Raw genomic sequence first — 12,268 nt, 5'->3', positions numbered from 1 at the left:
TTCCCTCGGTTTTTCGTCTGCCAAAGGGTGGATTTCATGCTACCAGTTTTTCCTGATGTTGCCTGGAGAGCCAATCTGCCAGGAACTGCATAGGCGACTTGTAGCCGAGGGTTGAATGCTGCCGCTTCCGGTTGTAGAAGACCTCAATGTATTCGAAGCTGGCGGCCTTCATGTCGGTATGAGTGGCATAACGAATCCCATGCACCCGCTCGTTCTTGAAGCTGTTGAACCAGCTCTCCGTCGGCGCATTATCCCAACAATTCCCCTTTCGACTCATCGAGCAGGTCATGCCGTATTCCCTGAGCTTGTCCTGAAACGCATGGCTGGCGTACTGGCTGCCCCGGTCGGAGTGGTGCAACAAGCCCGGCGCTGGTTTCTTGCGGAACCAGGCCATGGTCAGCGCATCCGTCACGATGTCCGCCGTCATGCGCGGCTTGAGCGACCAGCCGACAACTTCGCGATTGAACAGGTCGAGCACGATGGCCAGGTAGAGCCAGCCTTCATCGGTCCACAGATAGGTGATGTCTGACGTCCATACTTGATTCGGCGCCACCGGGGTAAAGTTTCTGGCGAGCAGGTTTTCCCCTACGGGCAGTCCGTGTTTCGAGTCCGTCGTCACTTTGTAGCGCCGCTTGTGACGGGCGTAGATCTCGTTCTCACGCATCAGTCGTTCCACCCGTTCCTTGCTGGCCGAGAAGCCTCTGGTACGCAACTCGCGGACCATTCGCGGGCTGCCGTAGGCGCCTTTGAGTTCGGCATGAATGGTACGGATAAGCGCCAGCATCTGGCTCTCCGACAGGCGCTTTCGGTCCGGCTTGCCGCCTCGCTTCCAGGCCCGATAACCACTGATACTGACCTCGAGCACCTCGCACATTTCGGCGAGCGCAAACGCATTTCCCTGCTCGGCAATCCAGGCGTACTTCACAGAACATCCTTTGCGAAGTACGCCGCCGCTTTTTTTATGATTTCAAGCTCCCGCTTGAGCCGGAGATTCTCGGCTCGTAGCCGCGACAACTCCATTTCTTCCGGTGTCACCACCTCAAGCTTCCCCCGAGATGGCGTTTCCCAAGGGCGAACCAAATTGGGGGGCTTTTCGGTGACAACCACCAGGAAGTACTTCAAGAAGAAGGCTGCACTCGTCTGAGCTTCCCCCGCAATGCCGTCCGCAAGGGAATGGCGCGATTAGCGCATGATCGCCGTGATGATATCGACGTCCCTGCGCAGGGGCGGGTCTTCCGGTGACTTCTGCTGACGCTTCGCCGATTTATTCATGGCGAGTTTTTTTGGCGACGCCTTGCGCGCCATTTTGTTTTTTTGGGGTTTGACCGGGCGTTTTGCGGTTTTCGCCTTTACCGGCCCAGCCGATGGGGGTTCTTCCAGGACGAGCAGGGGATTGCTCTGTGCCTTGGTGAGATCTTCGGCGGAAATATTCGGCGAGATTTCGGGAGGCGCTGCCTTTGTTGCGCTTGCCGTGGGCAGCACTTCGGTTTTGCTGACGGTGATTGGCGCAGGAGTACTGGCGGCAGCAAGGGGGGGCGGTGCTTCGGACTTCGGCAGGAGTTGCGGGCCGTAGAAAAGGGCGAGCAGGAGGAGCAGGGTGCTCAGGCTGAGCAGCGCGGTCGCTATGGCAAGGTCCATGCCTTCGCGCTTTTTCCCGGCTGGATTGCTGACCAGGCGGGCGTATTCGGGATCGAGATCTTTCAGGATGCTCATGAAAATCGATTCATCATTTAATGAATTGGATGCGGACTTTGAAAAAATCCTGTTTCAAAGTTGCAAGATGCAGCCATTATATGAAAAACGCAAGTTCACGGCTGCATTCGTTTGTACTAAAATCCCGACTCCCCAATGGCATGTCGCTGGCAGCCTGGCGGAAAATTCCATCTATACATAGACCAACGGGCGGAGTCGGGCTTGGTTGTTGCAACGATCGCTGCATATTTCTTTCTGGTTGCGTTTGCCGCCGTACTTGTCGCATTTCCCGCCTACCGTAGCCGCGTGACGGCGCTTTTCTGGGGAGTGCTCGACGCCGGGGCCGTGCCGACGCAGCGTTTCGCCCGTGGCGCCTGGGATGCGCTCCTTGCTTCGGGCCGGGCATTGAGCCTGGCGCGTCGGCGCGTGGTGGCCTTTGTTGCCGGCAATCGCTTGCTGGTGTCCTTGACCGGCGTGGCCTTCGTGTTGCCGACGCTGATTGCCTGGTGGTTTGGCGGCTTGAGCCTGTTTTCGTTCAGCGACGCGGATCAGCAATTTTCGGTAGGCCGGCAGATCGCCCTGCTGCTTGAGGGGGAGCAACTGGTGCCGCCGGCGCCATTGCCGCCGGAAGCTTTCACGACCCGGGAAGTGGAGATGGTCCGTCCCGATGCGGCGCACGCGAGCCGGGACTGGCTGCGTCTTGACGAGGAATTCCGGCAGCGCTTGCTGGTGGCGTTCAAGCTGATGAAGGAGCGCCACGGTTACGAAATGGTGCTGATCGAGGGCTATCGCTCGCCGGAGCGGCAGGCCCAGTTGGCGGCGCAAGGGAGTCACGTGACGCATGCTGGCGCCTACAGGAGTTATCACCAGTACGGTCTGGCCGCCGATTCGGCTTTTCTGAAGGACGGACGGATCGTCATTTCGGAACGCGATCCCTGGGCGATGCGCGGCTATGCGCTGTACGGGGAAGTCGCCGAACAACTTGGGCTGACCTGGGGCGGACGCTGGAAACTGCTGGATTACGGACATGTCGAGTTGCGCCGGGCCGGTGTGCTCGGGCGGACGACTGAATGATGTCAGTTCGGAAAAATCACGGAAGGAGGGGCTGATGAGCCGACCATTCATCTTGCTGGGTGACAAGACGGACCATGGTGGCGTCGTCATTTCGGCGTCGGGGACGAGCGACTGGAACGGGCGCGGGATCGCCCGCATCGGCGACAAGGTGACCTGTCCGAAAAAGGGGCATGGCAGCGTGACGACCATCGTCACCGGCGATCCGACGGCGATCATCGACGGCCAACCGGCCGCCCGGCATGGCGACAAGACCGCCTGCGGCGCGACCTTGCTGGCCAGCCAGTGGCAGACGACGGATTGAGACAAGACTGGCTGGCATGCGCTCCGTTGTAGTCAAAACGCTGTTGGGCAGCTTTCTGGTTCTGGCGATCATCTGGGCGCTGATCCTGGGCTGGTGGCAGTCGAACGATTTTTCCCCGTCGCCGGGGGAGATGCTGCTTTATCTGCTGGGGGTTCCGCTGGCGTTGATCGTCGGCTATCTCCTGCTGCAGGGTTTCATCGAGCATCTGAAAAAACCGCTGGAGGTGGCGGCGCCAGGCGCGCCTGCCGCGCGTGACGACGATCCGCTGGCCAGAGCGGGCGCGGCGAGCGATGCGGCGGAGCGGAACTGGTCGCTGTCCTTGCTGGCGAGCCATGTTTCGCTGGCGAGCGGCAAATCGGCGGCAGAGGCGCTGGCTGCAGTCGCCGAAGGCCGCCGGCCGGCGCCGAGTTCGCGGCTGCAGGACGACGAGGGCTTCCCGGCCTTCGTCGCCGAAGTGGCAGATCTCGATGTCGACGAGCTGACGGAGCAACTGCAGGCAACGCAGCCGGCGCTCGTGCAGGTGGACGAATCCCCCGCTTTCGTGCGCGCGCTGGGCTTGCTCGACAGCGTCATCGATGCCGTCCGCAACGATATCGATCCGCTGCGTGAGGCGAACCCGGAGAGTTTTCATCTGAGCGTGCTCTGCCTGTTGCCGGAAACCTGGGAGCCGGCGCTGATGCCGATGCTGCGCCAGTACCTCGGCGATCGTCTGGCCAACGATGTGCCGGGCGTTGCCGCAGAAATCATGGTCTTGCAGGCGAAGAACGAGGTGGACGCGTTGCGCCAGCTCGATGCGGCCATCGTCCGTTGCAACCGCGACCCGCTCGATGACGAGTTCCTGCTCGTGCTGGGCACGGTGTCGGCGGTCGACGAGGACTGCATCGCGCAGTGGGCGGGGCAGGGCAGGTTATTCACCGCCGCGTGCCAGGACGGCTCGATTCCCGGCGAAGGCGCCGTTGCGCTGCTGCTGACCCGGCAGGCGACGGTCGACCGGCTGCAGCGCGACAATGTGCTGACCGTCAGCCGCCTCGTCCATGGCAGCCGGGACAAGCGCCTTGATGCCGGTGGGCGGATCGGCGGCAAACTGATCGCCGGGCTGTTCGGCAGCCTGCTCGAAACGACGGCGACCGATCCGGCGAACCTCAATGCCGTCCTGCTCGATACCGATCACCGGGCGGCGTACATGACCGAAGCTCTGGAAGGACTGGGCGAAGGCATCGCTCATCTTGATCCGCTCAAGGATGTTCTGGCGATCGGTCTGGTTGCCGGCAGCCTGTCCCCGGTCGGTGGTTTGCTGGCGCTTGCCGCCGCCAGTGCCAGAAGTCTTGCCGAAAATGCCCCCGTGCTCTGTCTGAGTAACCACCACCCGCTCGAAAGAGCCATGCTGCTCGTTCGCCCGGCCCCCGCCAGCGACACCGAAACCTCCGCCTCCTGAATGCCTGAACGATGTATCGACTCCGATCCCTCCTGACCGATTCCCGCTTTCTTTCGATCGTCGGCATCGCCGCCCTGACGGCGTTTTTCTTTCTCGGCGCCAGTACGCTGAAGGTGGCCCTGATCTGGGCGGCAATCGCCAGCGGCGTGCTCCTGGCGATCTGGGGTGTCGTCTGGTGGATTCGGCGGCGCCGCGCCCGGCAAGCCGGAGAGGCGATCGGCACCATGCTCGAGACGCCGGACGAGAAGCTGCAGAAGAAAGGCGCCTCGGCTTCCGCCGTCGAGATCGAGGCGCTCAAGAAACGCATGCACGAAGCCATCCGGACGATCCGCACGTCCAAGCTCGGGCAGGTCTCGGGGGCTGAGGCTCTGTACGAACTGCCGTGGTACATCACGATCGGCAACCCGGCCGCCGGCAAGAGTACGGCGATCGTCAACTCCGGGCTGAAATTTCCCTTCGACGACGGCGGCAACGCGATCATCAAGGGCATCGGCGGCACCCGCAACTGCGACTGGTTCTTCACCACCGAAGGCATCCTGCTCGACACCGCCGGCCGCTATTCGGTGCATGAGGAAGACCGCGAGGAATGGCTGGGTTTCCTGCAACTGCTCAAGAAGAACCGGCCGCATGCGCCGATCAACGGCATCATCGTCACCGTCAGCATCGGCGAACTGATCGGCAATTCGCCTGCCTTCGCCATCAGCCTGGCCAAGAACCTGCGCCAGCGCGTGCAGGAGCTGACCGAAAAGCTGGAAGTCTTCGCGCCGGTCTACGTGCTGTTCACCAAGGCCGACCTGATTCCCGGCTTCCACGATTTCTTCCTCGACCTGGAATGGACCGAGCGCGACCGCGTCTGGGGCGCGACGATTCCCTACGAGCAATCGACCGGCAACGAGCTGATCGCGCTCTTCGACCGCCATTTCGACGAGCTTTACGAAGGCCTGCGCGCGATGAGCGTGGCGCAGCTGTCGCGGGTCCAGGGCGAGAACACGATGCCGGGCTTGCTCATCTTCCCCTCCGAATTCGCGGCGATCAAGAACGCCCTGCGCGCTTTCGTGGCCACCCTGTTCGAGGACAATCCCTTCCAGTTCAAGCCGGTCTTCCGCGGTTTCTACATCACCTCGGCGACGCAGAGCAACGACATCACGCCGATTTCCAGCGAGCGCGTGCAGAAGAAATTCGCCCTCCAGGGCGGTGGCAGTAGCGGGGTGCGCACCGCGATGACCCATGGCTACTTCCTCAAGGAACTGTTTTCCAAGGTCATTTTCCCGGACCGCAACCTGGTCCGGCGCCACACCACCCGCTTCAAGATGCGTTTGCGTCAGGTTGCCGTGCTTGGGGCGCTGGGGGTGCTCGGTCTGACGCTAGGCGGCTGGAGCTGGTCCTACCTCAACAACCGCAGTCTGCTGGAGAATGTCCAGCAGGACATCACCCAGGCAATCCGCCTGCAGGAAGGCCGGATCGACCTGCAATCCCGCCTCGAAGCAATGGCGATCCTGCAGGACCGACTGGTCCAACTCGAACGCTTCAACGAGGAACACCCGTTGTCGATCGGCCTCGGCCTCTACCAGGGCAGGGAAATGGCCGACAAGCTGCGGATTGAGTATTTCCACGGCATCAACAGCATCATGCTGACGCCGGTGAAGGAAAACCTCGAAGCCTTCCTCATCGAGGTCAACCTGCCGGGCAATCAGCTCAAGCGCAAGGAAGCGGGCAATGCCGAGGCGATCCAGCGTACCGCCGCCAGCGGCCCCTATCGCGATGCCATCCCGTCGGACGTCGAGGACGGCTACAACGCATTGAAGACTTACCTGATGCTGTCCAGCCGCGAGCATGTGGATGCCGGCCATCTTTCCGACCAGATCACCCGTTTCTGGCGCGGCTGGCTGGAGGCCAACCGGGGAACGATGAGCCGCGAACAGATGATCCGTTCGGCGGGCAGCATCCTGTCCTTCCATCTCGAACACGCGAGCGACCCGCAATGGCCGTTGATCACGACCAACCTGGCGCTGGTCGACGAAGTCCGCGACAAGCTGCGCCGCGTCGTCCGCGGCATGCCGGCGGCGGAGCGGGTCTATGCCGAGATCAAGGCGCGGGCGTCCACGCGCTTTGCCCCGGTGACCGTCGCCAACATCGTCGGCCCCGACAATGCCACTCTGGTCACCGGCAGCAGCGTGGTCTCCGGCGCCTTCACCGCCGAGGCCTGGCGTGATTACGTGCAGGGCGCGATCAAGGAAGCGGCGACCAACGCCCAGAAGAACGCCGACTGGGTGCTGATGACCTCGACCAGCGACGACCTGACGCTCGAGGGAAGCCCGGAACAGATCCAGAAAACGCTGGTCGCGATGTACAAGCAGGATTACGTCGAGGAGTGGAAACGTTTCGTCCAGGGCGTCAGCGTCGCCTCGTTTGCCTCCTTCCCGGAAGCGGTGGCGGCAATGGGGCGGATCGGCGACCCGCAGAATTCGCCGATCGGCACTCTGGTGAAGGTGATTTTCGACCAGACCGCCTGGGACAATCCGTCAGTCGCCAACCTGGGGCTGGAACGCGCCCAGAAGGGCTTCATCGAATGGTTCAAGCGTTCGATCCTGCGCATGTCGCCGAGCCGGGTCCAGGTGGACGTCAATGTCGCGGCAGCCAAGGGCATCCCGATGGGGCCGGTCGGCCAGGAATTTGCCGGGGTGGCACGCCTGGTCGTGCCGCGCGATGGCGGCGATCCGCTGATCGATACCTATCTCAGCCAGTTGTCGAAGCTGCGGACGCGTCTGAACCAGTTGAAGAACCAGGGCGATCCTGGTGCCGGGGCGCTGCGCCTGATGCGCGACACGCTCAGCGGCAGCAATTCGGAACTGGCGGAAACCCTGCGTTACGTCGACGAGCAGATGCTCACCGGCATCCCGGACAATCAGCGCAACGTGCTGCGTCCCTTGCTGCTGCGGCCCCTGCTGCAGACCTACGCGGCAATCATCCGGCCGGCGTCGGAAGAACTGAACAAGACCTGGGTCGCCCAGGTCCAGGAACCGTTCAGCCGCAAGCTGGCGATCAAGTATCCGTTCTCGCCGCAAGCGGGGATCGAGGCTGGTCCGGCGGAAATCGCCCAGATTTTCGGGCCGGAAGGGGCGGTCGCGAAGTTCGCCGAAAGCGCGCTCGGCGGTCTGGTCGAGCGCCGGGGCAACACGATCACGCCGCGCACCTGGGGCGACCTCGGTCTGGCGCTGCAGGCGGATTTCATGAACGGCTTCTCGCGCTGGGTGGCACCGCTGGAAGGTGGCGTCGCCGCCGACAACCAGGGCGCCAGCCAGGCGCAGACCGTCTTCATGCTGCGCCCGCAGCCGGCGGCGGGGACGATTGCGTATGTCGTCGAAGTCGACGGGCAGAAACTCAACTATCGCAACGGCGCGTCGCAGTGGGCCAACTTCATCTGGCCCAATCCGGCGGAAACGCCCGGCGCGCGCATCATGGCCACCACCTTCGACGGCGAGACGATCGACATCATCAATTTTCCGGGGCGTTTCGGCCTGGAGAAGATGATCAACTCGGCTGCGCGGACCCGCCAGCCCGATGGTTCCTTCCGCCTGAAGTGGGCGAACCGCGGGGTTGAGGTAAGCATTGATCTGCGCCTGCTGAGCAGCCCGCAGGCGCAGTCGGGGCGCTCGAACGATGGAGGAGGGGAGCGCAGCTGGAACGGCATGAGCCTGCCGCTGGCGATCGCCCAGGTCGAGCCGGCTGCTGCGCCCGTGGCAAGCGAGCCGGCTGCGACTTCGCCGGCGGCGCCGCCTCCCACCTCACCAGCGCCTGCCACGGCAGGAGGTGCGCAATGAATACTGGTGGCAAGGGCGCGGTCTGCTTCGGCAAGATTCCGTCACGCGGCGATTTCATCAAGGGCGGTGGCCAGCACCAGTTGATCCAGGTGCTCGACAAATGGGTCACCCAGGCGATGGAGCAGTTGTCCGAGGACCCGCGCTGGAAAACCGCCTACGACAATGCGGTCGGCATCGATTTCGTCTTTGCCGGAGCGCGCAGCCGGATTTCCGTGGTCGGTCACATCCGGCCGAGCGGCGATGCCTCGGGCCGGCGTTTTCCCTTCATCACAGCCGGCACCATCGAGCGCGACGATGCGCTGGTCTTCCGTTGCGCGCCGGTGGCGCTGGTGCAGATTTTCGGCGAACTGGCCGGCGTCTGCGAAGCCGGCCTGCAAGGCGCCGAAGTTGCCAGCCTGCTGGCAACGCTGGAAGGTATCGATGCGGCCGGCGAGTTCGCCCGATCATTGCAAAACGACCCCCTGGGGAACTTCGTGCGCCGCACGACCCTTGAAATCCTGGCGGCGATGCTTGGTTCTCCGGACTGCTCGGCAGTACGCCGGACCATCCTTGCCATCGGCCTGCTGATGCGTCCCTTGCTGGGGCAGGGCAATGCCGTGGTCGACAAGGAACTGGTCTTCGCCTTGCCCAGGGACGAGCGCAACCGCAATCTGGTCGCCGGCTTGTGGATCTACCTGGTGACCGCTTTCCTGCGCAAATCCGGTGTCGAAGCGCAGTTCCTCATTCAGCGGGCGCCACAGGCCCCGCGGCTGGTCATCGGTTTCAACGGCAGCTCGGCCGCGGCCCTGGCTGCTGCGATAGCGCCGGAGTCGGGCAGCGAGCGGGTGATTTCCCTGGTCGATCCGGAATGGGTCGATCAGCAGCTTGCCGCCAATCGGGAGTACGGCGTTGCCAAGCTTTCCGCCTATCTCGAACAGCCCGCCATCACGCTGGAACTGGCGATTCAGACGTTCCGCGAAGTCTACCTGGGAGAATGAGCATGAAATTCCGAACCATCGCGGCAAGCCTGGCTCTGCTTGCCTGCCTGCTGCCTTCGGCCCAGGCCAATCCTCCTGGAGCCGTCATCGCCAGCGGCGTGGTCCCCGACGAAGCCGCGCGGGCGGCGATTCTGAGCCGGCTACGCGAGGTTTTCGGTGCCGCCAACATCGTCGACCGGCTGGAAGTCGGCGGCGTCGTGCCGCCGCCCAACTGGGCGGATTACATGGGCAAGCTGCTGACCGAAAACCTCAAGGAAGTGCACAAGGGGCAGATGCAGGTCACCGGCACCCGCGTCGCGCTGAAAGGCACGGTTGCCAACGAGGCGTTGCGGCAGCAGGTGGTGAGCAAGATCGCCCTCGCGCTGAATCCGACCTATACCGTCGACAACGCCCTGGTGGTTGCCGGTCCGGCCGCCCAGGAAGTGCTCGACCGGACGCTGTCGAACCGCATCGTCGAGTTTGAAAGCGGGTCGGCGACGCTCACTGCCAAAGGAATCGTCATCCTTGATGAGATGGTGGCAGCGATGAAACAGATCGGCATGCCCAAGGTGCAGATCATCGGCCACACCGACAGCTCCGGTAACCGCCAGGCCAATGTCAGCCTCAGCCTGGCCCGTGCCAACAGCGTGCGCGACTATCTGGTCAGCAAGGGGATTCCGGCCGAATCGCTGACTGCGATGGGTTCCGGGCCGGATCATCCGGTCACCAGCAACGCGACGGCGGAGGGCAGGGCACGCAACCGCCGCATCGAGTTCCGGCAAACTGGCTAGGCGGCGCTCGCTCGAAGAGCGCCGGGTATTCAGGAAGCGCTGTCGGTGTCGTCCGGTAACATGGCGTTGACGCCGAGCAATTCCTCGACGTGAGACAGCGAGGCGTCGTCCTTGACGACGCTGCGCAGCCACTGGTGTAGCGGCATCGTTCCCCATTTGGCGGCCTTCTGCGCCAGATAGGCAACCGGGCTGTGCGGTTCGGTGCGGCGGAAATAGCCGGCGATTTCCTGCAGCAGATAGATCGCGTGCTCGCGGGAGCGAATCGGCCCGGCCTGTTTTTCACCGGCAAGCTCGCCGATTCTTGGCTCCATCCTGCCTGGCATTGAAAACATGGCTTCCTTGTCCTCCGTCTCGGAAACGATTCCGGCTTCCGGCTGGTTAACGGGAAGATCGCCACCCGCCTGGCGCCGGAAGAAATGCATGATTTCCTGCAATGCTTCGAGGCTCGCTCCGAAAGCAGGCGATTGCTCGCCCAGCAGAGGATCGACGACTTCCTGCAAGCGCTTGATCGCGCCCTGCAGGCGTTCGGCAGACTGCAGTTGGGTGAGGAAGTAGGCGCGCGGCGTATCCTTGAGCGCAGCCTCGAATACTTCCATCGTCAGCATGCCGTTGCGCGCCGCTTCCTCGGCATAGGACGAGTTGAGTTCGACATTCTTCGCCACGTTGCGGGCGGCTTCCCGGTCAATGCTGGAATATTGCCCCTTCTTCGACTTGGTCAGCGGAATTTCGCGGATCAAGCGGGCGGATTGGTTGACCAGCCAGTCGAGCACGCCGACCCGGACATCGTCGTCGGCGTCTTCCGGCAGCGGATGTATCGCCGCCCAGAAATTTTCCGCCAACCCCGCCAGTAGCCAATAGCCTTCGGCCAGACCGTCGAGACCGGCGGTCTTGGCACGCGCCTCAATCATCCATGCCGCCAGCCGCAAGTCCTTGGTTTTCGTAGTGAGCAGGCGTTCGCCGAGACGAATCACTGCCGGCCAATCCGCCTCCTTGATCGTTGTTACCCATTCGCCTTGGGAAATCGACGGATCGTCAAAGCGCCGGGCTTCCTGAATCTCGTCGAACTCGGAAGAAAAGATCATGTCTTCGCCGCAAGGACCGGCGCTACCTACCAGGGGACGCAACAAGTTTCTAACTCCTGAGGTTTTAACATGCAGGCGATCCCAAGGAGATGGCTGCATATGGCTAATTCATACAAAGATGCCATTCTAATAAATTGGGACTCGGTTGTCAGAAGCGCATCGCGAATCCGGTTATAAAACGCGCATAATTTGTATTATGTTAAATAATGTGTGCAAAAGGGATCTGCTCAGCGCGCCAACCTCATGCCTGATGTCAAACCTCCGACTACAATGATCGCGATGTTCGCCGCTCCCCCTCCGCCGCAACGTGCCTTTTACCTGGCCTGCCTGCTCTCCATCGCCCTGCACCTGATGGTCCTGTTCGTGCCGCGCCATGAGCCAGCGGCCGGGCAGCGCCTGCCGTCGCGGCTCGAGGCCAGGCTGCAGCCGCGTCCGGCGAGCGTGCCCGAGGCCCCGGCCAGCATCGCTGCTCCACCGCCGCCCGCCGCCGCCAGGCCGGCAGCGCGCCGCCCGGTCCTGAGCAGCAAGCGGCCCGGCGCGACCAGCGCGCCGACCTGGAGCGCCGCCGAAAAGGCCGAGATGAACGATTTCCTCGACGAACTGGCGCGCGCCCCGCGGCCGACGCTGGCCCAGCGCTCGCGGGCGATGGCGCGCGAGGAAGGCCGGCGGCTGGCGGCGCAGGACGAGGCCGAGGAAGCGCTGCTCGAATTGCGCCCGAACGCGCCGCCGATCCATCCGTTCAGCCTCGAAAGCTATCTCGACGGCATGATCCGCCGGCTCAACCGCAGCGCCCGCTACGTCAGCAACGACAAGCGCGCGCTCGGCGTGCAGACGGCGGCGATCCAGTTCCGCCTCAACCCGGACGGCACGCTGAAGAGCTTCGTCGTGCTCAAGGCCGGCGACCAGGGCGCGGAAATCGCCTTCATCAAGGCGATCATCGAGCGCTCGCTGCCGTTTTCACCCTTTCCGCCGGACATCGACCGCGCCGCGCGCTCGCTCGGGATCACCATCTGCATCCGGCCGGGCAGCGGTGACGGCGATTTCGGCTTCTCGCGGATGCAGGGCAGCCGCTGCTGAGCATTGACGCTGCCGCGGCAATGTCAGACAATGAGAACT

The 12,268-nt window shown here is 63.1% G+C and carries 9 protein-coding genes and 1 pseudogene; 7 read left to right on the top strand and 3 right to left on the bottom strand.

What is annotated here, in order from left to right:
- Nucleotides 1–34 precede the first annotated feature (34 nt).
- Both ACLIIZ_RS09025 and ACLIIZ_RS09020 read right to left on the bottom strand, forming a co-directional pair.
- A pseudogene (locus ACLIIZ_RS09025) lies at nt 35–1,038 on the bottom strand (IS3 family transposase); the annotation flags it as partial.
- Nucleotides 1,039–1,182: 144 nt separating this feature from the next.
- Entirely contained in the window at nt 1,183–1,713 is a 531-nt protein-coding gene (locus tag ACLIIZ_RS09020; protein WP_416691759.1) for a hypothetical protein, read from the bottom strand.
- 135 nt (nt 1,714–1,848) lie between these two features.
- Here ACLIIZ_RS09020 and ACLIIZ_RS09015 point away from each other — a divergent pair, with 135 nt between their 5' ends.
- From ACLIIZ_RS09015 to ACLIIZ_RS08990, 6 genes are read left to right on the top strand one after another with little or no spacing between them, the layout of a single operon-like run.
- Complete coding sequence (locus ACLIIZ_RS09015) at nt 1,849–2,766, top strand: M15 family metallopeptidase (RefSeq protein WP_416691758.1); 918 nt, start codon at nt 1,849–1,851, stop codon at nt 2,764–2,766.
- Between the two features lie 34 nt (nt 2,767–2,800).
- Nucleotides 2,801–3,067, top strand: coding sequence for a PAAR domain-containing protein (locus ACLIIZ_RS09010; protein WP_416691757.1), 267 nt, complete (start codon nt 2,801–2,803; stop codon nt 3,065–3,067).
- A gap of 16 nt (nt 3,068–3,083) precedes the next feature.
- The gene (locus tag ACLIIZ_RS09005; protein ID WP_416691756.1) at nt 3,084–4,502 is read left to right on the top strand and encodes a hypothetical protein; all 1,419 of its coding nucleotides are present in this window, start codon (nt 3,084–3,086) and stop codon (nt 4,500–4,502) included.
- An 11-nt stretch (nt 4,503–4,513) separates the two neighbouring features.
- Complete coding sequence (tssM, locus tag ACLIIZ_RS09000) at nt 4,514–8,323, top strand: type VI secretion system membrane subunit TssM (RefSeq protein ID WP_416691755.1); 3,810 nt, start codon at nt 4,514–4,516, stop codon at nt 8,321–8,323.
- On the top strand, nt 8,320–9,300 hold the full coding sequence (gene tagF, locus ACLIIZ_RS08995) for a type VI secretion system-associated protein TagF (protein WP_416691754.1): 981 nt from the start codon (nt 8,320–8,322) through the stop codon (nt 9,298–9,300). The genes tssM and tagF overlap by 4 nt, the downstream gene beginning before the upstream one ends.
- A 2-nt stretch (nt 9,301–9,302) precedes the next feature.
- Nucleotides 9,303–10,070 carry an OmpA family protein gene (locus ACLIIZ_RS08990; RefSeq protein WP_416691753.1) on the top strand — a complete coding sequence of 256 codons (768 nt, stop codon included), beginning with the start codon at nt 9,303–9,305 and terminating at the stop codon, nt 10,068–10,070.
- 29 nt (nt 10,071–10,099) lie between these two features.
- On the opposite strand, the gene tssA is transcribed toward ACLIIZ_RS08990, so the two are convergent.
- Entirely contained in the window at nt 10,100–11,251 is a 1,152-nt protein-coding gene (tssA, locus tag ACLIIZ_RS08985) for a type VI secretion system protein TssA (RefSeq protein ID WP_416691752.1), read from the bottom strand.
- Nucleotides 11,252–11,431: 180 nt separating this feature from the next.
- Between tssA and ACLIIZ_RS08980 the strand changes: the two genes are divergently transcribed.
- Entirely contained in the window at nt 11,432–12,229 is a 798-nt protein-coding gene (locus ACLIIZ_RS08980; protein ID WP_416691751.1) for a hypothetical protein, read from the top strand.
- Nucleotides 12,230–12,268 lie beyond the last annotated feature (39 nt).

It is taken from the genome of Azonexus caeni, from assembly GCF_048146105.1.
Classification (GTDB): Bacteria; Pseudomonadota; Gammaproteobacteria; order Burkholderiales; family Rhodocyclaceae; genus Azonexus; species Azonexus aromaticus_B.
The sequence above is the reverse complement of the archived record's forward strand: the minus strand, read 5'-3'. Positions and strand labels throughout refer to the sequence as shown.

Bases quoted from the DNA above. Each gene is read 5' to 3' on its own strand.
- ACLIIZ_RS09020 (WP_416691759.1), bottom strand. From the start codon at position 1,713: ATGAGCATCCTGAAAGATCTCGATCCCGAATACGCCCGCCTGGTCAGC.
- ACLIIZ_RS09015 (WP_416691758.1), top strand. From the start codon at position 1,849: ATGGCATGTCGCTGGCAGCCTGGCGGAAAATTCCATCTATACATAGAC.
- ACLIIZ_RS09010 (WP_416691757.1), top strand. From the start codon at position 2,801: ATGAGCCGACCATTCATCTTGCTGGGTGACAAGACGGACCATGGTGGC.
- ACLIIZ_RS09005 (WP_416691756.1), top strand. From the start codon at position 3,084: ATGCGCTCCGTTGTAGTCAAAACGCTGTTGGGCAGCTTTCTGGTTCTG.
- tssM (WP_416691755.1), top strand. From the start codon at position 4,514: ATGTATCGACTCCGATCCCTCCTGACCGATTCCCGCTTTCTTTCGATC.
- tagF (WP_416691754.1), top strand. From the start codon at position 8,320: ATGAATACTGGTGGCAAGGGCGCGGTCTGCTTCGGCAAGATTCCGTCA.
- ACLIIZ_RS08990 (WP_416691753.1), top strand. From the start codon at position 9,303: ATGAAATTCCGAACCATCGCGGCAAGCCTGGCTCTGCTTGCCTGCCTG.
- tssA (WP_416691752.1), bottom strand. From the start codon at position 11,251: ATGCAGCCATCTCCTTGGGATCGCCTGCATGTTAAAACCTCAGGAGTT.
- ACLIIZ_RS08980 (WP_416691751.1), top strand. From the start codon at position 11,432: ATGTTCGCCGCTCCCCCTCCGCCGCAACGTGCCTTTTACCTGGCCTGC.